Raw genomic sequence first — 26,485 nt, forward strand, 5'->3', positions numbered from 1 at the left:
ACGGCGGAAGGCTGTCGGCGGCCGGTCGTCCTCCGCGGCCGGCTGATCCGGACGGCTCAGGTCGCGTCGACCCGGGCCGTCCACCCTGGGCCGTGCGGCACCAGCAGCGCCGTGCGGACGTCGTTCTCGCGGCGGTCCAGTTGCACCTCGAGGTGCTCGTCGGCCAGCTGCTCGACCAGTCCCTGCCCCCACTCGACCACGGTCACCGACTCCTCCGTCGAGGCGTCCAGATCGAGGTCGTCGACGTCGGCGTGCCCGCCCAGGCGGTAGGCGTCGACGTGCACGAGGGGGATGCGGCCGTCCGCGTGCACACGGGCGATGACGAACGTCGGCGAGGTGACCGGCTCGCGGACGCCCAGGCCGGCACCGATGCCCTGGGTCAGGGCGGTCTTGCCCGCCCCCAGGGGGCCGACCAGCACGAGCAGGTCGCCGGGCCGGGCGAGCGCGGCCAGCGCCTCGCCCAGGGCGTGGGTGTCGGCCAGGGTGGGCAGCTCGTGCGCGCGCTTCACGGTGTCTCCCGCGCGCCGACCAGGTACGCCAGCCGGCGGAGGTCCGCGGCCAGCGCGGCCCGCGGCGCACCGTTGGGCCCGAACCGGATGGCCGCCGACGGGTGGTAGGTGACGTGCAGCCCCCGGCCCTCCCACGGGACGGGCCCGGTCTCCCGCGCCCGGGCGAGCACCGTCCGCGGGCCCAGGAACCACTTCGCCGCAGAGAGGCCGAGGGCGAGGACGGCCGGCGGGTCGAGCAGCTCGAGCTGGCGCCGCAGCCAGCCGCTGCAGCGGGCCACCTCGTCGGCCCGGGGCGTCCGGTTGCCGGGCGGGCGGCACTTCACCACGTTGAGCACCGCCGTCCGGCTCCGGTCCAGCCCCGCCTCGGCCAGCAGCTGGTCCAGCAACGCCCCGCTCCTGCCCACGAACGGCCGGCCGGTCTCGTCCTCCGTCGCGCCCGGGGCCTCTCCGACGATCGCCACGAGCGGGCGGTCGGTGACCGGGACGTCGCCGACGACGACGTGGCGCCGCGCGGCCACCAGCTCGGGACAGGCCAGGCACCCGCTCGCCGAGCGGGCCAGGGACCCCCAGTCCGGGGCCGCCCCGGCGGCGCGTGCCACCTCTTCGGCGGCGGCGTCGAGCCGGGGCGGACGGGGTGCGGCCACCCGCGCACCCTAACCGCGGGCGCGGGGACGCTCCCCCCGGGACCACCTCCACGCGGGCCGTGCTCCCGGCGGGCCGGCCCGGTCGCCGCTCGCGCGGGGTCCGCCACAGCGACGCCAGGCTCGCCGCCTACCGCGGCGGGGCGGCCGCGTCAGCCCGTCACTTCCACGCTGTGGCCGGCGGCCACGCGCCGGAGCAGGGCGGTCAGCGCACGGCTCACCTCGTCGGGCTCCTCCAGGGTCACCATGTGCCCGGCGCCCGGGACGACGACGTAGTCGACGGCGTTCTCCCCCGTCTGCTCGAGCCGCTCCACGATGAGGTCGCTGTGCTCCTTGGGGATCATCTTGTCCCGGTCCCCGGTCAGGACGAGCGTGGGCACCCGGCGCAGGGGTTCCAGCCGGCCGGTCTCGTCGAGGCCGGCCAACGCCGGGTAGAACTCCGCGATCACGTCGACGGGGGTGCCGGCGATCATCGCATCGACGTAGCGGACGAGGGCGGGGTCGACGTCGGCCGAGCCGAACGACAGCGCCCTCGTCGCCGCCGACACCAGCTCGGCGGCCGCCCGGCGGGTGCGCTCGGCGAAGGCCGGCCGGTACCGCATGGTCCACGCGGCGACCGGCAGCACCGCGGCCCGGACGCGGGTGAGCATCTCGGGCAGGCCGAGGCTGAGCCCGGCCAGGTTGCCGCTGGAGGTGGAGACCAGCGCGGCACCCTTGACCCGGGTGCCGAACAGCTCCGGCCGCATCGCCGCCAGGCCCATGATCGTCATGCCGCCCATGGAGTGCCCGACGAGGACGACCGGCCCCCGCGGAGCCCGGGCGTCCAGGACCGACCCGAGGTCGGCGGCCAGCTGCTCGATCGTGGAGTGCTCGGCCGGGCCGCGGCCGGACGAGCCGTGGCCCCGCTGGTCGTAGAAGATCAGGCGCGCCTGCGGGCGGTGCCCGTTCCCGGTGGCCAGCTCCGCGGCGAGCGTGCGCCGCTGGAAGGCCCACGACCCCATCGACAGGGTGTAGCCGTGCACGAAGACGACGGTCAGCGGGGCGTCCCGCGGCCCGATCTCCTCCACGGCGAGCAGCACGCCGTCGTCGGCCTGGACCAGCGCGGTGCGGTCGGCCGGTCGGGCCGCGACGCCCAGCGGGTCGACCTGGCGGAGTTGCCCGTCGGTCAGCTCGCGCGGCAGCTCTGCGGCCGGGCCGAGCTCGGCGGCGCGCACGCGGCGCGCGGCGATGCGGCTGACGGCCATTCCGGCGGCGGTGCCGGCGGCCGCCAGCCCGAGGACCGCGCCGAGCAGGCCGGCGGTCTGCGCGCGGGTGTGCCGGCCCGCGGGCGGGCGGGTGCGCACCATCAGACCGCCCCCGCCGAGCCGACGTACCGGCGGGTGAACCGGCCACCGATCCGGGTGACCAGCTCGTAGTGGATCGTGTCGACGGCGTCGGCCCACTGCTGGGCGGTCGGCTCCCCGTCGCTCCCCGGGCCCCAGAGCACCACCTCGTCGCCGGGCGCGACCGGGTCGTCCCCGACGTCGACGACGAACTGGTCCATGCACACCCGCCCGGCGATCGTCCGCTGCCGCCCGGCCGCGAGCACCGGGGCCCGGTTCCCGCCGGCCCGCGGCACCCCGTCGGCGTAGCCGGCCGGCACGAGGGCGAGCGTCGTCTCGGCCGCGGTGGCGTAGGTGTGCCCGTAGGACACCCCCGCCCCGGCGGCCACCCGCTTGGTCAGCGCGACGCGGGCGCGCACCGTCATCGCCGGCCGGAGACCGTGGTCGGCGGCGTTCCCGCCCAGCGGGTCCAGCCCGTAGACGGCGATGCCCGGGCGCACCATGTCGAACCAGGTGCCCGGCAGGGCCACGGTGGCCGCGGAGTTCGCCAGGTGGCAGCGGGCCTCGGTCAGCCCGGCCGCGCGCGCGAGGGCGATCGCCTCCTCGAACACCCGCACCTGGGCGGCGATGGTGGGGTGCGCCGGGGCGTCGGCGTAGGCCATGTGGCTCCACACCCCCACCACGGCGACGTCGCCGTCGCCCTGGGCCCGCGCGGCTGCGTCCACCAGCCCCGGCCACTCGGCCATGGGAGCGCCCTCGCGGGAGAGCCCGGTGTCGACGAACAGGTGCAGCCGTGCGGTGCGGCCGGTCGCGCGGGCGGCGGCCACCACCTCCGCGAGGCCCCAGGCGGCGTTCACCGACACCTCGACGTCGGCGGCGAGCGCCGCGGTGAAGTCGGCGCCCGGCCCGTGCAGCCACGCGAGCACCGGCGCGGTGATCCCGGCGGCCCGCAGCGCCAGCGCCTCGTCCAGGACGGCCACCCCGAGCTGGTCGGCCCCGCCGACGAGGGTCGCGCGCGCGGCGGGCACCAGGCCGTGCCCGTAGCCGTCGGCCTTCACGACCGCCATCAGCGGGCGGCCGACGCGCTCGCGCAGCACCGCGGTGTTCGCCGCGATCGCGTCGAGGTCGACGACGACCTCTGCTCCGGTCCCGTTCGTCACGGCTCCGAGTCTGGCAGGCCGCCCGACCGGGCACCGCGTACCCGGTCGATCGCCGCGGGGAGGTGCCGCACGAGGTCGCCGGCGATCAGCGGGCCGTTCGCCGCGGCGACCTGGCCGGCCCGCCCGTGCACGTGCGCCGCCGTAGCGGCCGCCTCCGCTGCCGGCAGCCCCGTGGCCAGCAGCGCGCCGGCGATGCCGGACAGGACGTCGCCGGTGCCCGCCGTGGCCAGCCAGGGGGTGCCGGTGGCGTTGACGAAGGCGGTGCCGTCCGGGCCGGCGACCACGGTGGCCTCTCCCTTGAGCAGGACGACGACGCCCAGATCCCCGGCCAGCCGCCGCGCGGCGCCGATCCGGTCGTCGCCGACCGTTCCGCCACCGGCTCCACCGCCCCCGGCCGACCCGAACCGCGCGAACTCCCGGTCGTGGGGCGTCAGCACGGTGGGAGCCGCACGCTGCCGCACCAGCTCCGGCTCCCGGGCGAGCAGCGTCAGCGCGTCGGCGTCCACGAGCACCGGCAGGTCGGTGCCGAGCACCTCGGCCAGGACGCTGCGCGCGTCGTCGTCGGTGCCCGTGCCGGGGCCCACCACCCAGGCCTGCACCCGGCCGGCGTCGGCCGGGCGACCCTCGGTCACGATGGCCTCCGGCCAGGCGGCGCGCACGCCCTCGGCGGCTGTGCCGGCGTAGCGGACCAGTCCGGGCCGGGTGCGCAGCGCGGCCCCGGTGCACAGCACGCCGGCGCCCGGATAGGTGGCCGAGCCGGCGACGACGCCGACGACCCCTTGCGAGTACTTGTCGTCGTCGGCGTCCGGGACCGGCAGCCGCGCGGCCGCGTCGGCGTCGGTGAAGCGGCCGGCGGAGGGCCGGGGCAGGTGCGGACCCAGCCCGATGTCGACCAGGTGCACCTCGCCGGCGTGACCGCGCCCCTCCCCCACGACCAGCCCTGGCTTGACCGCACCGAAGGTGACCGTGTGCGTGGCGGGGAAGGCGGCGCCCTCGACGGCCCCGGTGTCGGCGTCCACCCCGCTCGGCACGTCGACGGCGACCATCAGCGCGGGCCCGGCGGCCGCCCGCTCGACCAGCGCGGCGGCCTCCGGCCGCAGGCCGCCGGTGCCGCCGATGCCGACGATCCCGTCGAGGACCAGGTCCGCGCGATCGAGGACCGGCCCGGCCGCCCCGGGCGGCACGCTGCGGCCGCCGGCGGCGCGCAGCGCGGACAGGCCCGCGGCGTGCGCCCGTGCGGGATCGAGCAGGACTGCCGTGACCCGTGCCCCCCGGGCGGCCAGCCGGGCGCCGGCGAACAGCGCGTCGCCACCGTTGTTGCCCGCGCCCACGAGCAGCCCGACACGGGCGCCGTAGGAGCGGCCCAGCAGCCGGAGGCAGACGGTGGCCAGCCCCGCGGCCGCGCGCTGCATGAGCGCGCCATCGGGCAGGGAGGCGAGCAGCGGGGCCTCGGCCGCCCGGATCTCCGCGGCGGGATGCAGTCCGATCACGTGCCCTCCCGGGCCAGGCCCTCGGCGACGACGACCGCCGAGGCGATGCCGCCGTCGTGGCTGAGCGAGACGTGCCAGGCGGTGACACCGAGCTGCGCCGCCCGGCCGGCCACCGAGCCCCGGACCTCCAGGTGTGGGCGGCCGTGCTCCCCGACGGTCACCTCCGCGTCGTGCCAGTGCAGGTCGCCGGGGGCGCCGAGGGCCTTCGCGAGCGCCTCCTTGGCGGCGAACCGCGCGGCCAGCGACTCACCGGTGCGCGGGCCTCCCGAGGGCGTGCGCTGCTCGTCGGTGGTGAACAGCCGGTCCCGCAGCCCCGGCGTCCGGGCGAGCGAGGACGCGAAGCGGTCCACCGGCACGACGTCGATCCCGACCCCGATGATCATCCGCCCAGTCTGCCGCCTGCCCGCCGTCCTGGCTCACCGCAGCGGGTCCTGGCTCACCGTCGACGGTGAGCCAGGGCCACGGCCTGGACCCGGGTGACCTGGATCGTCGGGGAACTCACTCCACCGTGACGCTCTTGGCCAGGTTCCGCGGCTGGTCGACGTCGTAGCCGCGCGTGTCGGCGATCTCGCAGGCGAGCACCTGGAGCGGCACCGTGGTCACCACCGGGGCCATGAGCGTGGGCGTGCGCGGCACCCGGATCAGGTGGTCGGCGTAGGGCAGCACGTCGTCGTCGCCCTCTTCGGCGATGACGATCGTCCGCGCTCCGCGCGCCCGGACCTCCTGGATGTTCGAGACGACCTTGCCGTGCACCGAGTTGCGGCTGCGCGGCGAGGGCACCACGACCACCACGGGGGTGCCCTGGTCGATCAGGGCGATCGGCCCATGCTTGAGCTCGCCGGCGGCGAAGCCCTCGGCGTGGATGTAGGCCAGCTCCTTGAGCTTCAGCGCGCCCTCCAGCGCCACGGGGAAGCCGACGTGGCGGCCCAGGAACAGGATCGTGTTCGCGTCGGCCAGCGACCGGCCCAGCTCGCGCACCGGCTCCATCTGCTCGAGGACCTGCGCGACGGCGTCGGGCAGCAACCGGAGGTCGTCGACGATCGCGGCGATCTCGTCCTCGTACTTCACCCCGCGCACCTGGGCGAGGAACAGCCCGACCAGGTAGCAGGCCACGACCTGGCTGAGGAACGCCTTGGTCGAGGCGACGGCGATCTCGGGGCCGGCGTGGGTGTAGAGGACGGCGTCGGACTCCCGCGGGATCGTCGAGCCGTTGGCGTTGCAGATGGCCAGCACGCGGGCCTTCTGCTCCTTGGCGTGCCGCAGCGCCATCAGGGTGTCCATCGTCTCGCCGGACTGGCTGATGACGATGACCAGCGTGGAGCGGTCGAGGACGGGGTCGCGGTAGCGGAACTCGCTGGCGACCTCGACCTCGACGGGGATGCGGGTCCAGTGCTCGATGGCGTACTTCGCGATCAGGCCCGCGTGGTAGCTGGTGCCGCAGGAGACGACGAAGATCTTGTCGACGTCGCGCAGCTCCTGGTCCGACAGGCGCACCTCGTCGAGCACCAGCTCGCCGTTCTCGGCCAGGCGGCCGAGCAGGGTGTCGGCGACCGCCTGCGGCTGCTCGGCGATCTCCTTGAGCATGAACCAGTCGTAGCCGCCCTTCTCGGCGGCGGCCGCGTCCCAGTCGACCGTGTAGGCGGTCGGCTCGGCCGGCGTGCCGTCGAAGCCGGTCACCGACAGCCCGCGGGTGCGGTCGATCTCGACGACCTGGTCCTGGCCGAGCTCGCGGGCCTCCCGGGTGTGGCCGATGAAGGCGGCGACGTCGGACCCCAGGAAGTACTCGCCCTCCCCGACCCCGACCCCGACCACGAGCGGACTGCTGCGGCGGGCGGCGACGAGGGTGTCCGGCTCGGCGACGTGCGTGGCGACGAGGGTGAACGCGCCCTCCAGCCGCTGGCAGACGGCCCGCATCGCCTCGGCCAGCCGCCCGGACCCCTCGGGGGTGGTCTCGTAGACGGCGGCGAGCAGGTGGGCGACCACCTCGGTGTCGGTCTCGGAGGTGAACTCCACGCCGGCGGTCTCGCACTCGGCCCGCAGCGCCGCGAAGTTCTCGATGATCCCGTTGTGGATCACCGCGACCGCGCCGTCGGCGGAGACGTGCGGATGGGCGTTGCGGTCGGTCGGGCCACCGTGGGTGGCCCAGCGGGTGTGCCCGATGCCGATCGTGGCCTCCGGCAGCGGCTGGTCGGCCAGCACCTTCTCCAGGTTGGCCAGCTTGCCGGCCTTCTTCGCCGTGCTCAGCTCACCGCCGGCGACGACGGCGATGCCCGCGGAGTCGTACCCGCGGTACTCGAGCCGGCGCAGCCCCTCGAGGACGACGCCGAGGGCGTCCTGAGGGCCGACGTATCCCACGATGCCGCACATTGGACCGAGGGTACCGGGAGCCGACCGGCCATCGTGCCCGCGCGCGGGTCCCCGCAGCCCCGACGGGTGAGGCGGTCAGCCCGCCGCGGCGACGACGGCCGCGAGACGCCGGGCGACGGTGTCGGCCTGCTCCTGGGTGGGAGCCTCCACCATCACGCGGACCAGCTGCTCGGTGCCCGACGGGCGCAGCAGCACCCGGCCGGCGTCGCCCAGCTCCGCCGCCACCGCGTTGACGGCGGCGGCGACCTCGTCGCTCTCGGCGACGGCGAGCCGGTCGGAGACGGGGACGTTGATCAGCACCTGCGGCAGCCGCTGCACCACGGAGGTCAGCTCCGCCAGGGAAGCGCCGGTGGCGGCCATGCGGGAGAGCAGGGCCAGGCCGGTGAGCAGCCCGTCGCCCGTGGTGGCGTGGTCCAGGAAGACCAGGTGCCCGCTCTGCTCCCCGCCGAGGCTGAGGTCGTGCGCGCGCAGGGTCTCCAGCACGTAGCGGTCGCCCACGGCCGTGGTGCTCACCGAGATGCCGGCGTCGCGCATGGTGTGGTGGAAGCCGAGGTTGCTCATCACCGTGGCGACGACGGTGTCGGACTTCAGCGCCCCGCGCTCGTGCAGGGCCAGCGCGCACACCGCGAGGATGGCGTCGCCGTCGACGACGTCACCGGCGGCGGTCACGGCGAGGCAGCGGTCGGCGTCACCGTCGTGGGCGATGCCGATGTCGGCGCCGCGCTCGCGGACGGCCGCGATCAGCGGCTCGAGGTGGGTGGATCCGACGCCGTCGTTGATGTTCCAGCCGTCGGGCTCGCAGCCGATCGCGTGGACGGTGGCCCCGGCGCGGCGGTAGACCTCCGGCGCGGCGGCGGCGGCCGCACCGTGGGCGGCGTCGACGACGACGGACAGCCCGGTCAGGGGCCGGTCCACGGTGGAGAGCAGGTGCTCGACGTAGGCGTCGGTCCCGTCGGCCAGCGCGCTCACGCGGCCGATCAGGTTGCCCGTGGGGCGGTGCCCTTCCAGCGAGTCGGAGGTGACGGTCCGCTCGATCGCGGCCTCGAGCGCGTCGGGGAGCTTGTGCCCACCCCGGCTGAACAGCTTGATGCCGTTGTCGGGCATCGGGTTGTGGCTGGCCGAGATCATGACGCCGAGGTCGGCGTCGCTGCGGCCGGTCAGCCAGGCCAGCGCCGGCGTGGGGACCACCCCGGCGAGGTGCACCTCGGCTCCGGCGCTCGTGAGGCCCGCGACGACCGCGGCCTCGAGCATCTCCCCGCTGGCGCGGGGGTCGCGGCCGACGACCGCGACGGGACGCGAGGTCCCGTCGCGGTCGGCGAGCACGCTTGCGGCGGCACGCGCCACCGAGAGGGCCAGCTCCGGCGTGAGGTCGGAGTTGGCCCGACCCCGGACGCCGTCGGTCCCGAAGAGGCGACCCACGGACGTACCGGTCAGCGCTTGGAGTACTGAGGCGCCTTGCGGGCCTTCTTGAGCCCGTACTTCTTGCGCTCCTTGACCCGCGGGTCACGGGTCAGGAAGCCGGCCTTCTTGAGGGCGGGGCGGTCCTCGGCCTCGACCTCGATGAGGGCGCGGGCGATGGCCAGGCGCAGCGCGCCGGCCTGGCCCGTGACGCCGCCACCCTTGAGGATGCCGACGACGTCGTACTGCTCGCCCTTCTCCAGGGTCACGAACGGCTCACGGATGAGCTGCTGGTGCACCTTGTTGGGGAAGTACTCCTCGAGGGTCCGGCCGTTCAGGGTGAACTGGCCGGTGCCGGGGAGCAGCCGGACGCGGACGACCGCTTCCTTGCGCCGGCCGACGGTCTGGACCGGACGCCCGTCGGCGTCGGTCACGGTCAGTGCGCTGGTCACTGGGCCACCTGCTTGATCTCGTAGGTCTGGGGCTGCTGCGCGGCGTGCGGGTGCTCCGGGCCGGCGTAGACCTTGAGCTTCTTCAGCATCTGCCGACCGAGGGTGTTGTGCGGGAGCATGCCCTTGATCGCGCGCTCGATGACCCGGTCGGGGTGCGTGCGCAGCTGGTCGCCGACGTTGATGGTCTTGAGACCACCCGGGTGACCGGAGTGCCGGTAGGCGAGCTTGTCGTCCCGCTTCGACCCCGTCAGGGCGACCTTGCCGGCGTTGACGATGACGACGAAGTCGCCGACGTCGACGTGCGGGGCGTACTGGGGCTTGTGCTTGCCGCGCAGGAGCTGCGCGGTCTGGCTGGCCAGTCGACCGAGCACCACGTCAGTGGCGTCGATGACGTGCCAGGCCCGGGCGACCTCGCCGGGCTTGGGGGTGTACGTGCGCACGGCGCTCGTGTCCTCCGTCGTCGTCGGGATGGCTGGTGGGATCGCCTCACCGAGCACGGGAGACAGCGACGACGCGCGGGCACCAGCCGGCACACGCGCCAACCGAGCACGATACCAGCCCGAGCCACGACCTCGACCTGGCCCTCCTGCAGGGCCCGTCGCGAGTCTACGAGCGGTGGGGGGCAGCAGGGTCCTCGATCTCACGCAGGCGGCCGGTCTCCACGTCGTAGACGGTTCCGCGGACCTCGTGCGAGAGCAGGTACGGGCAGTCCTGCAGCAGGCGGATGGACTCGCGCACGTCGGCGTCGACGTCGGTGAAGGTGCGCGCGGCCCACGGCGGCCGACGGCCCGTGGCCTTCTCCACCAGGTCGGCGAAGTCGACGTCGTTGCTCTTCTGCAGCCCGCAGTCGGTGTGGTGCACCAGCACGATCTCGCGGGTGCCGAGCAGGTGCTGGGAGATCGTCAGCGAACGGACGGTGTCCTCGGTGACCACCCCGCCGGCGTTGCGGATGACGTGCGCGTCACCCACCTCGAGCCCCAGCAGCGGGAACAGCGGCATCCGCGAGTCCATGCAGGCGACGACGGCGACCTTCCGCGCCGGCGCCACCGGCTTGCTGCCGGGGAACTGCTGCGCCCACTGCTCGTTCGCCTCGAGCATCCGGTCGATCTCGGCCATGCGGCCCCCTCCCTCTCCTGGTGGTGCCGGGGACACTAACCGGCGGGCGGCGAGGTGCGCCCGGGCGGAATCGGCCAGGATGGGCTGGTGCGCACGGTCGAGGAACACCAGGCGGTGGTGGACGCCCTGCTGCAGGCCTCCCCCGAGGAGACGGTGCCGCTCGCGGCGGCCCACGGCCGGGTGCTGTCCCGCGACGTCGTCGCCGCGGTGCCGCTGCCGGGGTTCGACAACTCCGCGATGGACGGCTACGCCGTGCGCTGGGCCGAGGTCGGCGGCGCGGGCCTCCCCGTCCGGCTGCCGGTGGCCGAGGACATCCCGGCCGGGCGCACCGACGTCGTCCCGCTGGCGCCGGGCACGGCACACCGCATCATGACCGGCGCCCCGCTGCCCCCCGGAGCCGACGTCGTCGTCCCGGTCGAGCTGACCGACGGCGGCACCGACGTCGTCGAGCTGCGGGACTGCCCCCCGGTCGGCAGCCACCTGCGCCGCGCCGGCGAGGACATCGCGGCCGGCACCGTCGCCCTCTCCCCCGGCGCACCGCTCGGCGCCGCGCAGCTCGGGCTGGCCGCCGCCGTGGGCATCACCGAGCTGCGGGTCCGGCGGCGCCCCCGGGTGCTGGTGCTCTCGACCGGCAGCGAGCTGGTCGCCCCCGGCGAGGAGCTCGCCCCGGGCCAGATCTACGAGTCGAACTCGATGCTGCTGGTGGCGGCGGTCGAGGAGGCGGGCGGCACCGCCCGGCGGCTGCACTTCGTCCCCGACGACGTCGACCAGTTCCTCGGCACGGTCCGGGCGGAGCTCGCGACCGCGGACCTGCTGGTCACCAGCGGCGGCGTGAGCGCCGGCGCCTACGAGGTCGTGAAGGACGCCTTCGGGACCCTGGGCACCGTCGACTTCGTCAAGGTCGCGATGCAGCCCGGCGGGCCGCAGGGCGCCGGCACGGTCGACGGCGTGCCGGTGGTCACCCTCCCCGGCAACCCGGTGAGCGCGTTCGTCTCCTTCGAGGTCTTCGTCCGCCCGGCGCTGCGCCGGGCGCTCGGGCACACCGCGCCGGACCGGCTGCGCGTCCCGGCCCGGCTCGCCGGCCCCTTGCGCTCGCCCGCCGGCCGGCGCCAGTTCCTGCGCGGCCGCTACGACGGCGGCGTCGTCTCCCAGGTCGGCGGCCCCGGGTCGCACCTGGTCGCGCACCTGGCCCGCGCCAACTGCCTGGTGGTCGTCCCCGAGGACGTCACCGAACTGCCCGCCGGCGCCGAGGTCGACGTCGTGCTGATCGAGGGAGCGCTCCAATGACCGAGACACGTCTCACCCACGTCGACGAGCACGGGGCCGCGCGCATGGTCGACGTCAGCGCGAAGGGGGTCACCGCCCGGGAGGCGACCGCCGCCGGCCGGGTGCTGGTCAGCCGGGAGGTCGTCGACCTGCTCCGCGGGACCGGCGTGCCCAAGGGCGACGCGGTCGCCGTGGCCCGGATCGCCGGCATCGCCGGGGCCAAGCGGACGCCCGACCTCGTCCCGCTGTGCCACCCCATCGCGCTGCACGGCGTCACCGTCGAGCTCGAGGTGACCGATGACGCCGTCGAGATCACCGCGACCGCCCGCACGGCGGACCGCACCGGTGTGGAGATGGAGGCGCTGACCTCGGTCGCCGTCGCCGGGCTGACGATGATCGACATGGTGAAGGCGGTCGATCCGCGGGCGTCGATCACCGACGTGCGGCTGCTGCGCAAGAGCGGCGGCAGGAGCGGGGAGTGGACCCGGTGAGCGAGCTGCCGATGGCCGCCCGGGCGTGGGTGCTGACGGCCTCGAACCGGGCCTACGCGGGCGTGTACGAGGACCGCAGCGGTCAGGCGCTCGCCGCCGGGCTGCGCGGGCTCGGCTTCGCCGTCGAGGGGCCGCACGTGCGCCCCGACGACGTCGACGAACTCGAGGCGGTCATCCGGGCGGCGGTGGACCTCGGGGTCGACGTGGTCGTCACCACCGGCGGGACCGGCCTCTCCCCCACCGACGTCACCCCGGAGGCCACCCGCCGGGTGCTCGAGCGGGAGGCGCCCGGCCTCGCCGAGGCCGTCCGGCGGTACGGCAGCGACAACGGCGTGCCGACGGCGGTGCTCTCCCGCGGGGTGGCCGGCACCGCGGCCCGCACGCTGATAGTCAACCTGCCCGGCTCCACGGGCGGGGTGAAGGACGGCCTCGCCGTCCTCGGGCCGCTGCTCCCGCACGTCGTGAGCCAGCTCCGTGGCGGCGACCATGCTTGATGTCGTCCTCCGGACGACACCGCGGCCAACGGCCGTCCCCCGGCTGCGTTGAGCGAGTCCGCGTCACCGTCGGAGGAGCCTCCGGCCCCGTCCGCCGGCACCGCCATCGCAGGCGGCTCACGGTGGCGAGGTGGCGTGGTCCGGTCGGTTCAGTCCAGCACGATCCGGTCCTGGTGGGTGTAGACGTTGCAGCCGTCACCCCGGAGGAAGCCGACCAGCGTGATGCCGACCTCGCGGGCCAGCTCCACGGCCAGCGACGACGGCGCCGACACCGCGGCGAGCACCGGGATGCCGGCCATCGCCGCCTTCTGGGTCAGCTCGAAGCTCGCCCGGCCGCTCACCATCAGCACGTGCCCGGCCAGCGGCAGCCGGCCCTCGCGGACGCCGTCGCCGATCACCTTGTCCACCGCGTTGTGCCGGCCGACGTCCTCCCGCACCGCCACGAGCTCCCCGCCGGCCGTGGCCAGCCCGGCCGCGTGCAGCCCGCCGGTCTTGTCGAAGACCTGCTGGGCGGCCCGCAGGCGGTCCGGCAGCGCCAGGAGCACCTCCAGCGGCAGACGGACCGCGTCGCCGGCGAGGTCGTAGGCGGTCTTGGTGCGGATCGCGTCGATGCTGGCCTTGCCGCACACCCCGCAGGAGCTGGACGTGTAGAAGTTCCGCTCGAGCCCCGTGTCCGGCACGGGCACGCCGGGTGCGAGGTCGACGTCCACGACGTTGTAGGTGTTGCGCCCGTCGGCGTCCACGGAGTCGCAGTAGCGCAGGCCGGCCACGTCGTCGGCACCGCGGATCGCCCCCTCGGTGGCGAGGAAGCCGTGGACCAGGTCGAAGTCGTCGCCCGGCGTGCGCATCGTCACCGCCAGCGGCGTGCCGTTCAGCCGGATCTCCAACGGCTCCTCCGCCGCCACGGCGTCGGGTCGGGTGGTGCGGTGCTGACCACGGATGCGCAGCACCGGGGTGCGGCTGGTGACTCGTCCCACGACGTGGACGGTACCCACGCCCGGCGGCCTACGGTGCTGCCATGGAGGACTTCCCGCCGTACGCGGCCGTGGTGCTGGCCGGCGGCCGGGCCCAGCGGCTGGGCGGGCAGGCCAAGCCGCAGCTGCGGGTCGGCGGCCGGACGATGCTCGCCGCCGTCCTCATCGCCGTGGGCGACGCGGCGCAGCGGATCGTGGTCGGCCCTCGGCAGGAGGTCCCGGGGGACGTCGTCCTCACCCGGGAGGACCCGCCGGGCGGCGGGCCCGTGGCGGCGCTGCGGGCCGGGCTGGTCGCCGTGGACGCCGACGTGGTGGCGGTCCTCGCCGCCGACCTGCCCTTCGTCACCCGCGGGCTCGTCGGCGAGCTGCGCCGGCGACTCCACCGGGACGGCGTCCTCGTCGTCGACGACGCCGGTCGGGACCAGCTCCTGCTGGGCGTGTGGCGCACCGCGGCGCTGCGCCGCGCGGTCGGTGACCCGGACGGCCCGCGGGCGCTCCACCGCGCGGTGGCCGGCCTCGCGGTAGACCGGCACCACCCCGCGCCGGCGCCCGGCGAGGTGGCTCCGTGGCTGGACTGCGACACCCCCGAGGAGCTGGCCCGGGCACGGGAGGTAGCCCCCGGCGCTACCGGGTAGGCCCTGCGGATGCGCATCGTCCTCGCCGGGGCCCACGGGCAGGTCGCCCGCCGCCTCGGCCGTCTGCTCTCCGCCCGCGACGACACCGTCCTCGGCCTCGTCCGCAATCCCGACCACCGGTCCGACCTGGAGGACGACGGCGTCACGCCGGTGGTCCTCGACCTCGAGTCCGCGTCGGTCGTCGACGTGGCCGAGGTCCTGTCCGGCGCCGACGCGGTGGTCTTCGCCGCCGGCGCCGGGCCCGGTAGCGGCGCGGCCCGCAAGGACACGGTCGACCGCGGCGCGGCCGTCCTGCTCGCCGACGCCGCCGAGCGGGCGGGGGTGCGCACGTACCTGCTGGTCTCGTCCATGGGCACCGACCTGGTCGCCGACGGCGCCGCCCCGGAGGGTGTCGACGAGGTGTTCGCCGCCTACCTGCGCGCCAAGCTGGCCGCCGAGCAGGACCTCCTGGCGCGTCCGGCGCTCGCCGTGACGGTCCTGCGGCCGGGCGGCCTCACCGACGGGCCCGGCACCGGCCGGGTCACCCTCGACCGGCACGTCGAGCGCGGCGAGATCCCCCGCGACGACGTCGCCGCCGTGCTGCTGGCCTTCCTCGACTCCCCGCGCGACGGCGCCGTCGTGGAGCTGGTCTCCGGCGAGACCCCCGTGGCCGAGGCCGTCGCCGCGGTGCCGTGACGGCAGCGCGCCCGGACCGGCTCCTCGCCGGTCCGGGCATCAGGCCCGGCGGGCCCGGGTGACCGCAGCGCGGGCGGCCAGCTCGGCGTCGTCCGGGTAGTCGACCGCCACCAGCGTCAGCCCGTGCGCGGGCGCGACCGGCACGTCGCTCGCCCGCTCCCTGCGGGCCAGCAGACCTGCCGGCCAGCCCAGCGGGCGCCGCCCCTCCCCCACGGCGACGAGCCCGCCGACCAGGCTGCGGACCATGGAGTGGCAGAACGCGTCGGCCGATGCCTCGACCCGCACCGTCTCGGAGCCGTCGTCCTCCGTCTGACGGGCCACGGCGAGCCGCAGCAGGGTCCGGATGGTCGTCGCACCGTCACGCCGCTTGCAGTAGGCGGCGAAGTCGTGCTGACCGAGGAGGAGGCCGGCGGCCAGGTCCATCGCGGCGGCGTCCAGCCTGCGCGGCCACGCCACGGTGTCGGCCCGGCGCAGCGGCGACGGTCCGGCCGGCCCGTCGGTCAGCCGGTACACGTAGTGCCGCGCCAGGGCCCCGAACCGGGCGTCGAAGTCCGGGGGCGCCTCCGTCACCTGCGGAACGGCCACGTCCGTCGGCAGGACCCCTCGCAGCCGGCGGACCAGCTTGGCCCGCTGGTCCGCCCACACGCCGCGGGGGACGTCGACGTGCACCACCTGCCCGGTGGCGTGCACCCCGGCGTCGGTGCGGCCGGCGACGGTGAGGTCGACGTCGGTGCGCAGCACCGTGGCCAGGCCCCGCTCCAGCTCGTCCTGCACGGTCCGCAACCTCGGCTGGCGAGCCCAGCCGTGGAATGCGGTGCCGTCGTACTGGACCGCCAGACGAAGACGGACGAGCCCGCCACCGGGACCGGTGGCGGGCTCGTCCGTCTGCTGATGGATGGTCAGCGGCGGATCACTTCGGGTCGGGCGCGGCGTCGCCGCCCTGGTACTGCTGGCTGGCGGTCGCGGCGTCCCCGAGCTCGGCGGCCTCGATCTCCGCTGCCGCCGCCCGGGCGACCTCCGGAGAGAGCGCCGGGTCCTCGACCACGGCCACGTTCTCGCGCTCCGGCTCCGGGGTGACGTCCCCGTCGTCCTGGCGCTGACCGTCGGGGCTGAAGACGTCGGCGACGACCTCCTGCGCCTCGTCGGTGACGCTGCCGTCGGTCACGGCCGGGGAGGTGTCCCCGCCGGGCCCGGTCGTCTCACCCTGGAACGTGGCGCCCTGGTCGCCGCCGCCGGCGGACACGCCGGCCGCGCCCGCACCGGCGACGTTCTCGGGGTTGCTCATCGCGCGTCCGTGCCCTCGTCCTGGGCGGCCGGCGCGTCGCCGACGACCTCGTCCGGGGTGTCCGCGCTGTCGGCCGAGTCCGCGCTGTCGACCGAGTCGACGCTCTCCACCGAGTCGGCGGAGTCCGTCGGCTCGACGGCGTCGGCGGTGACCTCACCGGCCGCGGAGGCGGCACCGGCGCCCGAGGCGAACTGCGTGCCGCGTGCCCGCTCGGCCTCGCCGACCGCCTGCTGGGCGACGGTGAGGGCCTCGACCAGCTCGATGACCGCCATCGGCGCGTTGTCGCCCTTGCGGGGACCGACCTTGGTGATCCGGGTGTAGCCGCCGGGACGGTTCTCGAAGCGAGGACCGATCTCGGCGAAGAGCGTGTGGACGACGTCCTTGTCACGGATGGTCGTCATCACCTGACGACGGGCGTGCAGGTCACCGCGCTTGGCGAAGGTCACCAGCTTCTCGGCCAGCGGACGCAGCCGCTTGGCCTTCGCCTCGGTGGTGGTGATCCGCCCGTGCTCGAACAGCGAGGTGGCCAGGTTGGCCAGCATCAGCCGCTCGTGCGCGGGGGACCCGCCGAGACGGGGACCCTTGGTGGGGGTGGGCATGTCGGTCCTTCCTCAGGCCGCCGGGCGCTCGCTGCCGGCTGCATCCGTGGTGCTGCTGTCGTCCGTACTGCGGTGGTGCTGCACTGCTCGTGGCGTCAGTGTGGCGCGCCCCGAGTGGCCCCGCTGCAGGGGCCCGCCGCGCGCGTGCGAGCGGCGGGGTGCAGCGGGGTCCGTTCTCAGAGCTGCTCGGTCTCCTGGTAGGCACCCTCGTCGTACTGCGCCTGGTCGTAGCCCGCGGCGTACTCGCCCGTGCCCTGGTAGGCGTCGGTCTCGTAGCCCTCGTCGTAGCTCTCGACCGAGGTGGGGATGAACCCGGGCGGGCTGTCCTTGAGCGCGAGGCCCATGGCGGCCAGCTTCATCTTGACCTCGTCGATCGACTTGGCCCCGAAGTTCCGGATGTCGAGCAGGTCGGCCTCGGAACGGGTGACGAGCTCCCCGACGGTGTGCACGCCCTCGCGCTTGAGGCAGTTGTAGGACCGGACCGTGAGGTCCATGTCCTCGATCGGCATCGAGAAGTTCGCGATGTCGGCTGCCTCGGCCGGGCTGGGCCCGACCTCGATGCCCTCGGCCTCGACGTTCAGCTCGCGCAGCAGGCCGAAGAGCTCGACCAGCGTGGACCCGGCGGACGCGATGGCGTCGCGCGGGGCGATCGACGGCTTCGTCTCGACGTCGACCACCAGCCGGTCGAAGTCGGTGCGCTGCTCGACACGGGTCGCCTCGACGGCGTAGGTCACCTTGAGGACCGGCGAGTAGATCGAGTCCACGGGGATGCGGCCGATCTCCTGGCCGGGCTGCTTGTTCTGCGGCGCGGGCACGTAGCCGCGACCCCGCTCGACGACCAGCTCGATCTCGAGCCGGCCCTTCCCGTTCAGGGTGGCGATGTGCAGCTCGGGGTTGTGCACCTCGACGCCGGCCGGCGGGGCGATGTCCGCCGCGGTGACCTCGCCGGGGCCCTGCTTGCGCAGGTACATGGTCACCGGCTCGTCGGAGTCGGAGCTGACCACGAGCCCCTTGAGGTTCAGGATGATCTCGGTGACGTCCTCCTTGACGCCCGGCACGGTGGTGAACTCGTGCAGGGTGCCCTCGATGCGGATGCTGGTCACAGCCGCACCGGGGATGGACGACAGCAGCGTGCGCCGCAGGGAGTTGCCGAGGGTGTAGCCGAAACCCGGCTCGAGCGGCTCGATGATGAACCGCGAGCGCTGCTCCGAGATGGTCTCCTCGGTCAGCGTGGGGCGCTGTGCGATGAGCATTGCTTCTCCTTCAGGTCCTCCGGCACCCGCCATATGACGCCGTGAGGGGTGGTGCGGGCTCCGGCGGGCATCTGTCCGCCCGCCGGAGCCATGGCCCCGTCCAGAGGCTCACCCCGAGCCTGCGAGGGGTGAGGAGGACGGGGTCCTGCTACTTCGAGTACAGCTCGACGATCAGCTGCTCCTGGACCGGGGTGTCGATCACCTGGCGGGCCGGGATGCTGTGCACGAGCACGCGCAGCTGGCTGCTGATGACCTCGAGCCACGCCGGCACCGGACGCTCGCCGGCGCGGGCCTGGGCGACCTCGAACGGCATCATGGTGCGCGACTTCTCGGCGACCTCGATGATGTCGTTCTCGCTGACCCGGTACGACGGGATGTCGACCTTGCGGCCGTTCACCCGGATGTGACCGTGGCGCACCAGCTGGCGGGCCATGTCGCGGGACTCGGCGAAGCCGGCCCGGTAGACCACGTTGTCCAGCCGCGACTCGAGGATCTGCAGCAGGACCTCACCGGTCTTGCCGGTCTTGCGGTTGGCCTCTTCGTAGTAGCCGCGGAACTGCTTCTCCAGCACGCCGTAGATGCGGCGGGCCTTCTGCTTCTCGCGGAGCTGGAGCAGGTACTCGCTGTCCTTGCTCCGGCCACGGCCGTGCTCGCCCGGCGGGTACGGCCGGATCTCGATCGGGCACTTCGGTGACTCGCACTTGCTGCCCTTGAGGAACAGCTTCATCTTCTCGCGCCGGCACATGCGGCAGTCGGCTCCGGTGTAACGGGCCACGTCTATCTACCTCTTCGTCTCGTCAGTGACCGGTCAGACCCGGCGGCGCTTCTTGGGGCGGCAGCCGTTGTGCGGCTGCGGCGTGACGTCCTGGATCTGCCCGACCTCGAGGCCGGTGGCCTGCAGGGAGCGGATCGCGGTCTCGCGGCCGGAGCCGGGACCCTTCACGAAGACGTCCACCTTGCGCATGCCGTGCTCCTGCGCCTTGCGGGCCGCATTCTCCGCGGCCATCTGCGCGGCGAAGGGCGTGGACTTGCGGGAGCCCTTGAAGCCGACGTGGCCGGCCGAGGCCCAGCTGATCACGTTGCCGTTGGGGTCGGTGATCGAGACGATCGTGTTGTTGAACGTGCTCTTGATGTGCGCAGCACCGTGAGCGACGTTCTTCTTCTCCTTGCGGCGGACCTTCTTGGCACCAGCCGCGGCGCGAGCCCTGGGAGGCATATGTTTGTCGGGTTCCTTCTCTTCGTGGCCTGACCCCCGCTCGCCGTCCCTGCGAACGCGCGGGCGGGCGGGGGGTCCACGGGGGGCGGAGCCCCCCGTGTGTCTACTTCTTGCCGGCCTTCTTCTTGCCGGCGATGGTCTTGCGCGGGCCCTTGCTCGAGCGCGCATTGGTCTTGGTGCGCTGACCGTGCACCGGGAGCCCACGCCGGTGCCGAAGCCCCTGGTAGGAACCGATCTCGATCTTCCGGCGGATGTCGCCGGCGACCTCGCGCCGCAGGTCACCCTCGACGCGGAAGTGCTCGTCGATGTAGTCGCGCAGCTTGAGCAGGTCCTCGTCGCTGAGGTCCTTGGCGCGCAGGTCCGGGCTGACGCCCGTCGCGGCCAGGGTCTCCTTGGCGTGGTGCCTGCCGATGCCATAGATGTAGGTGAGCGCGATCTCCATCCGCTTCTCGCGGGGCAGGTCGACGCCAGCCAGTCGTGCCATGTTCAGGTACTCCCTCAGCCCTGGCGCTGCTTGTGCCGGGCGTTGTCGCAGATGACCATGACCCGGCCGTGCCGGCGGATCACCTTGCACTTGTCGCAGATCTTCTTCACCGACGGCTGGACCTTCACCGGTGCCGCCCCTCATTCCTCGAAATCGATGTGCCGGGACCCCACACGACGTGCGGGCCGCCGGCGGTCACTTGTAGCGGTAGACGATGCGACCGCGGGTCAGGTCGTAGGGCGAGAGCTCCACGACCACGCGGTCCTCGGGCAGGATGCGGATGTAGTGCTGCCGCATCTTGCCGCTGATGTGGGCGAGCACCCGGTGTCCGTTCTGCAGCTCGACCCGGAACATCGCATTGGGCAGCGGCTCGACGACGCGACCCTCGACCTCGATGGCCCCGTCCTTCTTCGCCATGCCCGACACGCGCTCCTTGACTCGGTGGTACTGGATCCTCGTGCGCCCGCACCGGTGCCCGGCTGGACGCGCTCGGAGATTGCAGAACAGGTGGTGCAGGCACTCTCGCAGAGGGCGTTCCGGGTCGTGCGGCCACAGCACGACGGCAGAACGGCGCTAGCGCCAACGGCTACTGTACCTCGGCCCGGCGCGCCGATCCAACCCGGCCTCCGGCAAGGACCCCGTGCTCCCCGCCACTCGCAGGCTCGCGGCGGCTCCCTGCACGAGGCTCAGGTACGCGGGGTGATCCCGAACGGGGCGAGGCCGGCGACGCCGCCGTCCTCGGCCGTCAGCACCCACGGGCCCTCGGGGGTGATGGCCACCGTGTGCTCGAAGTGGGCGGCGCGGGAGCCGTCCTTGGTGACCACGGTCCACCCGTCCTCGAGCTCGACGGTTGCCGGATCACCCACGGTGACCATGGGCTCGATGGCCAGGGCCAGCCCGGGGACCAGCTTCGGGCCACGGCCGGGACGTCCGTAGTTGAGCACGTGCGGGTCCTGGTGCATCTCGGTGCCGATGCCGTGACCGCCGTAGTTGTCGACGATGCCGTACGGGCGGTCCTCGTCCCGGATCGCCTGCTCCACGGCGGAGCTGATGTCGGTGAGCCGGCCACCGGCCACTGCCCGGGCCAGGCCGGCCCACATCGACCGCTCGGTGACGGCTATCAGGGCTGCGTCCTCGGCGGAGGGCTCCCCCACCGTGACCGTCACGGCGGAGTCGCCGTGCCAGCCTTGCAGGATCGCCCCGCAGTCGATGGAGATGTTGTCGCCCGCGGCCAGCGCTCGGTTCACGTCCGGGATCCCGTGCACGACCTCGTCGTTGATGGAGGCGCAGATGCTGCCGGTGAAACCGTGGTATCCGAGGAAGGACGGGATCGCGCCCGCGCTGCGGATGCGGTCCTCGGCGATCGCGTCGAGCTCACCGGTGGTCACCCCGGGACGGATCGCGGCGCGAACGGCGGCGATGGCCCCGGCGACGACGAGGCCGGCGCCCCGCATCAGCTCGATCTCGTGCGGGGTCTTGATCTGGATCATGCGTCCACTCCACTTCGCGAGCAGCGGAAGGCGGCCGAGGATCCCGCCTGTCATGTGCAGATCCGCCTCCGGTGCCCGGTGATCAGTCTGCGCTCGGCTGCGCGCCGTCCGTACCCAGTGCGGCGAGCGCACGGGCCGTGACCTCCTCGACCGCACCGATCGCGTCGATGCGGGCCAGCAGACCCTGGTCCTCGTAGAAGCCGGACAGCGGGGCAGTCTGTTCCCGGTACACCTTCAGCCGGTGCCGCACCGTCTCGGGCTTGTCGTCGTCGCGCTGGACCATCTGCCCGTCGACCAGCATCCGCCGGCCGGAGAGCCGCCGGACCAGCTCCTCCTCGTCGACCACCAGCTCGAGGACCCGGTCGAGGCCGTGTCCGAGCTCGGCCAGCGATGCGCGGAGCTGCTCGGCCTGCGAGATCGTGCGGGGGAACCCGTCCAGGAGAAAGCCCGCCCGGGCGTCTTCCTCGGCCAGCCGGTCCTTCACCATGGCGACGGTGATCTCGTCGGGCACGAGGTCACCGGCGTCCATGTAGATCTTGGCCTTCTGCCCCAGCTCCGTCTGCCCGCTGACGTTGGCCCGGAAGATGTCACCGGTCGAGATCGCGGGGACGCCGAGTTCGCCGGCGATGAACTGCGCCTGGGTGCCCTTGCCCGCTCCGGGAGGGCCCAGGAGGACGACGCGCACTACTTCAGGAACCCTTCGTAGTTGCGCTGGTTCAGTTGCGTCTCGATTTGCTTCACCGTCTCCAACCCCACTCCGACCATGATCAGGACCGCGGTCCCTCCGAACGGGAAGTTCTGGTTCTGCCCCTCCTGCGTGATGGAGAGGAAGAGGTTCGGCAGCACGGCGACCAGACCCAGGTAGATCGAGCCCGGAAGCGTGATCCGGGACAGGACGTACTGCAGGTACTCCGCGGTCGGCCGGCCCGGCCGGATGCCGGGGATGAAGCCGCCGTAGCGCTTCATGTCGTCGGCCCGCTCCTCCGGGTTGAACGTGATGGACACGTAGAAGTACGTGAAGAAGATGATCATCGCGAAGTAGATCGCGACGTGGACCGGGCTGCTCTGGTCGATGATGTAGTTCTCGAAGAACCGTCGCACCGTACCGGTCTCGCTGCCCTGCAGCTGGGCGATCAGCTGCGGCAGGTACAGCAGCGAGGAGGCGAAGATGACCGGGATGACGCCGGCCTGGTTCACCTTGAGCGGCAGGTAGGTGGATGTCCCGCCGTACATGCGGCGACCCACCATCCGCTTGGCGTACTGCACCGGGATGCGGCGCTGGGCCTGCTCGACGTAGACCACGGTGCCGATGATGACGACGGCGAAGGCGCAGACGACGGCGAACACGACGCCACCGCGGGTCTGCAGGATCGAGCCGCCCTCGGCGGGGATGCGCGCGGCGATCGAGGTGAAGATCAGCACGGACATGCCGTTGCCGATCCCCTTCTCGGTGAGCAGCTCGCCGAGCCACATGATCAGCGCGGTACCGGCGGTGAGCGCGACGACGAGGATGACCGTCGTCCAGACCGACTCGGACGGGATGATCGTCTGGGTGCAGTTGGGGAACAGCTGGCCGCTGCGGGCGAGGGCGATGATACCGGTGCTCTGCAGGACCGCGAGCGCGATGGTCAGGTAGCGGGTGTACTGGGTCAGCTTCGCCTGACCCGACTGCCCTTCCTTCTTCAGCTGCTCGAAGCGCGGGATGACCACCACGAGCAGCTGCACGATGATGCTCGCCGTGATGTACGGCATGATCCCGAGCGCGAACACGCTCAGTCGCAGCAACGCGCCGCCGGAGAACAGGTTGACCAGCGAGTAGATGTCGCGCTGGTCGGACGCCTGGGCCTGCTCGAGGCAGCTGTTGATCGCCTCTACCGAGACGCCCGGTCCGGGGACCGCGGCGCCGAGCCGGTACACGGCGATGATCGCCAGGGAGAACAGCAGCTTGCGCCGGAGGTCTGGCGTCCGGAACGCCGCGGCGAACGCCTGCAGCACGTGCCCTCCCCTGATCGGTCGGATGACGATAGCAATCGGCCCGCCCCGCACTAGTGCAGGGCGGGCCGATGGAGGCCCCTCTGCAGGGACCCGCCGCGAGCGTGCGAGCGGCGGGGAGCAGAGGGGTCCTTTCTCAGATGCGGGTGGTGCTGCCTCCGGCCGCGGCGATCTTCTCGGCCGCGGAGGCGGAGAAGGCGTTCGCCTGCACGTCGACCCTGACGCCGCCGAGCTCGCCGGTGCCGAGCACCTTGACCGGCTGGCCACGGCGCACGGCGCCGGCCTCGGCCAGGGTGTCCGGGTTGACGGCTCCGCCCTGCGGGAACAGCGCCGCGATCCGGTCGAGGTTGACGACCTGGAAGACGACCTTGTTCGGCGGCTTGAAGCCCGAGAGCTTGGGCAGCCGCATGTTCAGCGGGGTCTGCCCACCCTCGAACCGCGCGGAGACGGTGCCCCGCGCGCCGGTGCCCTTGGTGCCGCGCCCGGCGGTCTTGCCCTTGGAGCCCTCACCGCGACCCACGCGGGTCTTGGCGGTGTGAGCGCCGGGGGCCGGACGCAGGTGGTGGACCTTGAGAGTCATGAGATGTCCCTACTAGCGCTTCGTCGGACCAGCGTCAGCTGATCTCTTCGACGGTGACCAGGTGCGGCACCGTCGCGACCATCCCGCGGATCTCGGGACGGTCCTCCTGGACGACCGAGTCGTTGATCCGCTTGAGGCCCAGCGAGCGCAGCGTCTGGCGCTGGTTGGGCTTGGTGCCGATGACCGACTTGACCTGGGTGACCTTCAGCTGTGCCATCTCAGACCCCCTGACCCGCACGCGCACGGAGCATGGCGGCGGGGGCGACGTCCTCGAGCGGCAGGCCGCGGCGGGCCGCGATCTCCTCCGGGCGGACGAGGTCCTTCAGCGCCTGCATGGTGGCGTGCACGATGTTGATCGGGTTCGACGAGCCCAGGCTCTTGGACAGCACGTCGTGGATCCCGGCGCACTCGAGCACGGCGCGCACCGGGCCACCGGCGATGACACCGGTACCGGGGCTGGCCGGCTTGAGCAGCACGACACCGGCGGCCGCCTCGCCCTGCACGGGGTGCGGGATGGTGCTGGCGATGCGGGGCACCTTGTAGAAGTGCTTCTTGGCCTCCTCGACGCCCTTGGCGATCGCCGCGGGCACCTCCTTGGCCTTCCCGTAGCCGACGCCCACGGTGCCGTCACCGTCGCCCACGATCACCAGGGCGGTGAAGCTGAAGCGCCGACCACCCTTGACGACCTTGGACACGCGGTTGATGGCGACCACGCGCTCGATGTAGTTGCTCTTCTCGGCGGGCGCGCCTCCGGGGCCCCGCCCGCCGTCACGACGGTCGCGGCGGTCGTTACCGCCGCCGGCGCCGCCGCCGCGTCGCTGTGGTCCTGGCATCAGACGTCCCTCTCGATCTGCTCGCTCGTGCTGGTGGGGTGGGTGGTCATCAGAAGTCCAGCCCACCCTCGCGGGCACCGTCGGCCAGAGCGGCGATGCGCCCGGCGTAGCGGTTGCCCCCGCGGTCGAAGACGACCGCCGAGATGCCGGCGGCCTTCGCGCGCTCGGCCACCAGAGCACCCACCTGACGGGCGAGGGTGGACTTGTCGCCCTCGGAGCCGCGCAGGCTGGCGTCCATCGTGGAGGCGCTCACCACGGTGCGGCCGACCGTGTCGTCGACGACCTGCACGTGGATGTGGCGCGCGCTGCGCTTGACCACCAGGCGCGGACGCTCCGCCGTGCCCGCGACCCGCTTGCGCAGCCGGTTGTGGCGACGGAGCCGCGAGACGCGGCGCGCCGTGCTGATGTCGGTGCCGACGGGCTTGTGCACCCGGGCGGCCTTCTCTGCCTGAGCCATCACTTACCCGTCTTCCCGACCTTGCGCTTGACGACCTCGCCCTGGTACCGCACACCCTTGCCCTTGTAGGGGTCGGGCCTGCGGATCTTGCGGATCTTGGCCGCCACCTCGCCGACCAGCTGCTTGTCGATGCCGCTGACCCGCAGGCGGGTCGGCGACTCGACGGCGAAGGAGATCCCCTCGGGGGCCTTCACCGGCACGGGGTGGCTGTAGCCCAGGGCGAACTCGAGGTCCGAGCCGCGCGCCTGGACGCGGTATCCGACACCGACGATCTCGAGGGTCTTGGTGTAGCCCTCGGTGACGCCGGTGATCATGTTGGCGATCAGAGTCCGCGAGAGCCCGTGGAGGGCGCGGTTCTGACGCTCGTCGTTGGGGCGCTGCACCCGCAGCGTGCCGTCCTCGTCGCGCACGACGGTGATCGGCGCGGCGACCGTGTGGCGCAGCTCGCCCTTGGGCCCCTTCACGCTGACCGTCTGACCGTCGATGGCTACGTCGACACCACCGGGCACGGCGATCGGGAGTCGTCCGATCCGTGACATCTCTGCTCGCTCCTCTTACCAGACGTAGGCGAGGACTTCCCCACCCACGCCCTTCTTGTTCGCCTGCTTGTCGGTGAGCAGCCCGGTCGAGGTCGAGATGATCGCCACGCCGAGGCCGCCGAGCACCTTGGGCAGTGCGGTGGACTTCGCGTACACCCGCAGACCGGGCTTGGAGACCCGTCGGACCCCGGCGATGCTGCGCTCGCGGTTGGGGCCGTACTTGAGGTCGATCACCAGCTGCTTGAACGGGTTGCCGTCCTTGTCGGTGTCATCGACGCGCCAGCCGGCGATGTAGCCCTCCTGCTGGAGGATCTCGGCGATGTGCGTCTTGAGCTTCGACGACGGCATGACCGCGGAGTCGTGGTACGCCTGGTTGGCGTTCCGCAGACGCGTCAGCATGTCTGCGATCGGGTCGGTCATGGTCATGGCGTAGTGGTGCCTCTCTCGCCGCGGTTCCTCATGCGCCGGGTCTTCCCGGACTTGGCGCGTGGGCCTCTCGGCGATCGTAGAAAGGCCTCGTCCCTGTCAACCCTCGCACGCTCGGGTCGAGCCTCTGGACGAGGCCATGGGGTTGTTTCGTTACCAGGAACTCTTGCGGACGCCGGGGAGCTCCCCGGCGTGGGCCATCTCCCGCAGGCAGATCCGGCACAGGCCGAACTTGCGGAAGACCGAGTGCGGGCGACCGCACCGCTGGCAGCGGGTGTAACCGCGAACCGCGAACTTCGGCTTGCGGGCCGCCTTGTTGATCAGCGCCTTCTTGGCCATAG

Annotated in this window: 36 protein-coding genes; 5 read left to right on the top strand and 31 right to left on the bottom strand. The window is 73.3% G+C overall.

The window, feature by feature from the left end:
• Nucleotides 1-56: 56 nt before the first annotated feature.
• The 11 genes from tsaE to ABC795_RS15020 all read right to left on the bottom strand — a co-directional run bounded on the left by tsaE (nt 57) and on the right by ABC795_RS15020 (nt 10,455).
• Nucleotides 57-509: a tRNA (adenosine(37)-N6)-threonylcarbamoyltransferase complex ATPase subunit type 1 TsaE gene (tsaE, locus tag ABC795_RS14970; protein ID WP_347057982.1), complete on the bottom strand. Its 453-nt coding sequence runs from the start codon at nt 507-509 to the stop codon at nt 57-59.
• Nucleotides 506-1,153 carry a uracil-DNA glycosylase gene (locus ABC795_RS14975; RefSeq protein ID WP_347057983.1) on the bottom strand — a complete coding sequence of 216 codons (648 nt, stop codon included), beginning with the start codon at nt 1,151-1,153 and terminating at the stop codon, nt 506-508. The genes tsaE and ABC795_RS14975 overlap by 4 nt, the downstream gene beginning before the upstream one ends.
• A 149-nt stretch (nt 1,154-1,302) precedes the next feature.
• Nucleotides 1,303-2,496 carry an alpha/beta hydrolase gene (locus tag ABC795_RS14980; RefSeq protein ID WP_347057984.1) on the bottom strand — a complete coding sequence of 398 codons (1,194 nt, stop codon included), beginning with the start codon at nt 2,494-2,496 and terminating at the stop codon, nt 1,303-1,305.
• Nucleotides 2,496-3,632, bottom strand: coding sequence for an alanine racemase (gene alr, locus ABC795_RS14985; RefSeq protein WP_347057985.1), 1,137 nt, complete (start codon nt 3,630-3,632; stop codon nt 2,496-2,498). The genes ABC795_RS14980 and alr overlap by 1 nt, the downstream gene beginning before the upstream one ends.
• A complete protein-coding gene (locus ABC795_RS14990; RefSeq protein ID WP_347057986.1) occupies nt 3,629-5,122 on the bottom strand; it encodes an NAD(P)H-hydrate dehydratase in 1,494 nt (497 codons plus the stop codon). The genes alr and ABC795_RS14990 overlap by 4 nt, the downstream gene beginning before the upstream one ends.
• Nucleotides 5,119-5,505 (bottom strand): holo-ACP synthase, encoded by a 387-nt coding sequence (locus ABC795_RS14995; protein ID WP_347057987.1) that lies wholly within the window; start codon nt 5,503-5,505, stop codon nt 5,119-5,121. Before ABC795_RS14995 ends, ABC795_RS14990 begins: the two co-directional genes overlap by 4 nt.
• Nucleotides 5,506-5,620: 115 nt before the next feature.
• Complete coding sequence (gene glmS / locus ABC795_RS15000; protein ID WP_347057988.1) at nt 5,621-7,489, bottom strand: glutamine--fructose-6-phosphate transaminase (isomerizing); 1,869 nt, start codon at nt 7,487-7,489, stop codon at nt 5,621-5,623.
• Nucleotides 7,490-7,564: 75 nt separating this feature from the next.
• Nucleotides 7,565-8,908: a phosphoglucosamine mutase gene (gene glmM, locus ABC795_RS15005; protein ID WP_347057989.1), complete on the bottom strand. Its 1,344-nt coding sequence runs from the start codon at nt 8,906-8,908 to the stop codon at nt 7,565-7,567.
• Nucleotides 8,909-8,919: 11 nt separating this feature from the next.
• Complete coding sequence (rpsI, locus tag ABC795_RS15010) at nt 8,920-9,339, bottom strand: 30S ribosomal protein S9 (RefSeq protein WP_347057990.1); 420 nt, start codon at nt 9,337-9,339, stop codon at nt 8,920-8,922.
• Nucleotides 9,336-9,779, bottom strand: a complete 444-nt coding sequence (rplM, locus tag ABC795_RS15015) for a 50S ribosomal protein L13 (RefSeq protein ID WP_091929078.1) — start codon at nt 9,777-9,779, stop codon at nt 9,336-9,338. Before rplM ends, rpsI begins: the two co-directional genes overlap by 4 nt.
• Nucleotides 9,780-9,945: 166 nt before the next feature.
• On the bottom strand, nt 9,946-10,455 hold the full coding sequence (locus tag ABC795_RS15020; protein ID WP_347057991.1) for a carbonic anhydrase: 510 nt from the start codon (nt 10,453-10,455) through the stop codon (nt 9,946-9,948).
• 87 nt (nt 10,456-10,542) lie between these two features.
• On the opposite strand from ABC795_RS15020, the gene glp reads away from it, so the two are divergent.
• From glp to ABC795_RS15035, 3 genes are read left to right on the top strand one after another with little or no spacing between them, the layout of a single operon-like run.
• Entirely contained in the window at nt 10,543-11,742 is a 1,200-nt protein-coding gene (gene glp / locus ABC795_RS15025) for a gephyrin-like molybdotransferase Glp (protein WP_347057992.1), read from the top strand.
• Complete coding sequence (moaC, locus tag ABC795_RS15030; RefSeq protein WP_347057993.1) at nt 11,739-12,212, top strand: cyclic pyranopterin monophosphate synthase MoaC; 474 nt, start codon at nt 11,739-11,741, stop codon at nt 12,210-12,212. The genes glp and moaC overlap by 4 nt, the downstream gene beginning before the upstream one ends.
• Nucleotides 12,209-12,706, top strand: coding sequence for a MogA/MoaB family molybdenum cofactor biosynthesis protein (locus ABC795_RS15035; protein ID WP_347057994.1), 498 nt, complete (start codon nt 12,209-12,211; stop codon nt 12,704-12,706). The genes moaC and ABC795_RS15035 overlap by 4 nt, the downstream gene beginning before the upstream one ends.
• A gap of 149 nt (nt 12,707-12,855) precedes the next feature.
• Here the strand turns inward: ABC795_RS15035 and fdhD are convergent, their stop codons facing one another.
• Nucleotides 12,856-13,683: a formate dehydrogenase accessory sulfurtransferase FdhD gene (gene fdhD, locus ABC795_RS15040; RefSeq protein WP_347057995.1), complete on the bottom strand. Its 828-nt coding sequence runs from the start codon at nt 13,681-13,683 to the stop codon at nt 12,856-12,858.
• A 41-nt stretch (nt 13,684-13,724) separates the two neighbouring features.
• Here fdhD and ABC795_RS15045 point away from each other — a divergent pair, with 41 nt between their 5' ends.
• Nucleotides 13,725-14,315 carry an NTP transferase domain-containing protein gene (locus ABC795_RS15045; protein WP_347057996.1) on the top strand — a complete coding sequence of 197 codons (591 nt, stop codon included), beginning with the start codon at nt 13,725-13,727 and terminating at the stop codon, nt 14,313-14,315.
• 9 nt (nt 14,316-14,324) lie between these two features.
• The gene (locus tag ABC795_RS15050) at nt 14,325-14,990 is read left to right on the top strand and encodes an NAD(P)H-binding protein (RefSeq protein ID WP_347057997.1); all 666 of its coding nucleotides are present in this window, start codon (nt 14,325-14,327) and stop codon (nt 14,988-14,990) included.
• A 39-nt stretch (nt 14,991-15,029) separates the two neighbouring features.
• On the opposite strand, the gene truA is transcribed toward ABC795_RS15050, so the two are convergent.
• From truA to ABC795_RS15145, 19 genes are all read right to left on the bottom strand, one after another.
• The gene (gene truA / locus ABC795_RS15055) at nt 15,030-15,893 is read right to left on the bottom strand and encodes a tRNA pseudouridine(38-40) synthase TruA (RefSeq protein WP_347060731.1); all 864 of its coding nucleotides are present in this window, start codon (nt 15,891-15,893) and stop codon (nt 15,030-15,032) included.
• Nucleotides 15,894-15,900: 7 nt separating this feature from the next.
• Nucleotides 15,901-16,275, bottom strand: coding sequence for a hypothetical protein (locus tag ABC795_RS15060; RefSeq protein WP_347057998.1), 375 nt, complete (start codon nt 16,273-16,275; stop codon nt 15,901-15,903).
• Complete coding sequence (rplQ, locus tag ABC795_RS15065) at nt 16,272-16,874, bottom strand: 50S ribosomal protein L17 (RefSeq protein ID WP_347057999.1); 603 nt, start codon at nt 16,872-16,874, stop codon at nt 16,272-16,274. The genes ABC795_RS15060 and rplQ overlap by 4 nt, the downstream gene beginning before the upstream one ends.
• 176 nt (nt 16,875-17,050) lie before the next feature.
• Entirely contained in the window at nt 17,051-18,127 is a 1,077-nt protein-coding gene (locus ABC795_RS15070; protein ID WP_347058000.1) for a DNA-directed RNA polymerase subunit alpha, read from the bottom strand.
• A 148-nt stretch (nt 18,128-18,275) separates the two neighbouring features.
• Nucleotides 18,276-18,902 carry a 30S ribosomal protein S4 gene (rpsD, locus tag ABC795_RS15075; RefSeq protein WP_347058001.1) on the bottom strand — a complete coding sequence of 209 codons (627 nt, stop codon included), beginning with the start codon at nt 18,900-18,902 and terminating at the stop codon, nt 18,276-18,278.
• Between the two features lie 33 nt (nt 18,903-18,935).
• Nucleotides 18,936-19,343 (bottom strand): 30S ribosomal protein S11, encoded by a 408-nt coding sequence (gene rpsK, locus ABC795_RS15080; RefSeq protein ID WP_014377968.1) that lies wholly within the window; start codon nt 19,341-19,343, stop codon nt 18,936-18,938.
• A gap of 103 nt (nt 19,344-19,446) precedes the next feature.
• Nucleotides 19,447-19,827: a 30S ribosomal protein S13 gene (gene rpsM, locus ABC795_RS15085; RefSeq protein WP_347058002.1), complete on the bottom strand. Its 381-nt coding sequence runs from the start codon at nt 19,825-19,827 to the stop codon at nt 19,447-19,449.
• 14 nt (nt 19,828-19,841) lie between these two features.
• Nucleotides 19,842-19,955: a 50S ribosomal protein L36 gene (gene rpmJ, locus ABC795_RS15090; protein WP_012950458.1), complete on the bottom strand. Its 114-nt coding sequence runs from the start codon at nt 19,953-19,955 to the stop codon at nt 19,842-19,844.
• A gap of 67 nt (nt 19,956-20,022) precedes the next feature.
• A complete protein-coding gene (infA, locus tag ABC795_RS15095; protein WP_012950459.1) occupies nt 20,023-20,244 on the bottom strand; it encodes a translation initiation factor IF-1 in 222 nt (73 codons plus the stop codon).
• 269 nt (nt 20,245-20,513) lie between these two features.
• Entirely contained in the window at nt 20,514-21,371 is an 858-nt protein-coding gene (map, locus tag ABC795_RS15100; RefSeq protein ID WP_347058003.1) for a type I methionyl aminopeptidase, read from the bottom strand.
• A 28-nt stretch (nt 21,372-21,399) separates the two neighbouring features.
• Nucleotides 21,400-22,002, bottom strand: a complete 603-nt coding sequence (locus ABC795_RS15105; RefSeq protein ID WP_347058004.1) for an adenylate kinase — start codon at nt 22,000-22,002, stop codon at nt 21,400-21,402.
• Entirely contained in the window at nt 22,002-23,312 is a 1,311-nt protein-coding gene (secY, locus tag ABC795_RS15110) for a preprotein translocase subunit SecY (RefSeq protein WP_347058005.1), read from the bottom strand. Before secY ends, ABC795_RS15105 begins: the two co-directional genes overlap by 1 nt.
• 133 nt (nt 23,313-23,445) lie before the next feature.
• Nucleotides 23,446-23,889, bottom strand: coding sequence for a 50S ribosomal protein L15 (gene rplO, locus ABC795_RS15115; RefSeq protein WP_347058006.1), 444 nt, complete (start codon nt 23,887-23,889; stop codon nt 23,446-23,448).
• Between the two features lie 34 nt (nt 23,890-23,923).
• The gene (rpmD, locus tag ABC795_RS15120; RefSeq protein ID WP_347058007.1) at nt 23,924-24,106 is read right to left on the bottom strand and encodes a 50S ribosomal protein L30; all 183 of its coding nucleotides are present in this window, start codon (nt 24,104-24,106) and stop codon (nt 23,924-23,926) included.
• Nucleotide 24,107: 1 nt separating this feature from the next.
• A complete protein-coding gene (gene rpsE, locus ABC795_RS15125; RefSeq protein ID WP_026857030.1) occupies nt 24,108-24,722 on the bottom strand; it encodes a 30S ribosomal protein S5 in 615 nt (204 codons plus the stop codon).
• Nucleotides 24,723-24,771: 49 nt separating this feature from the next.
• Entirely contained in the window at nt 24,772-25,179 is a 408-nt protein-coding gene (gene rplR / locus ABC795_RS15130; protein ID WP_347058008.1) for a 50S ribosomal protein L18, read from the bottom strand.
• Entirely contained in the window at nt 25,179-25,718 is a 540-nt protein-coding gene (gene rplF, locus ABC795_RS15135; protein WP_347058009.1) for a 50S ribosomal protein L6, read from the bottom strand. Before rplF ends, rplR begins: the two co-directional genes overlap by 1 nt.
• 15 nt (nt 25,719-25,733) lie before the next feature.
• Nucleotides 25,734-26,144, bottom strand: a complete 411-nt coding sequence (rpsH, locus tag ABC795_RS15140) for a 30S ribosomal protein S8 (RefSeq protein WP_284491279.1) — start codon at nt 26,142-26,144, stop codon at nt 25,734-25,736.
• A 153-nt stretch (nt 26,145-26,297) separates the two neighbouring features.
• Nucleotides 26,298-26,483 (bottom strand): type Z 30S ribosomal protein S14, encoded by a 186-nt coding sequence (locus tag ABC795_RS15145; RefSeq protein ID WP_089336472.1) that lies wholly within the window; start codon nt 26,481-26,483, stop codon nt 26,298-26,300.
• Nucleotides 26,484-26,485: the final 2 nt, after the last annotated feature.

Source organism: Blastococcus sp. HT6-30 (assembly GCF_039729015.1).
In the GTDB taxonomy this organism is placed as follows: Bacteria; Actinomycetota; Actinomycetes; order Mycobacteriales; family Geodermatophilaceae; genus Blastococcus.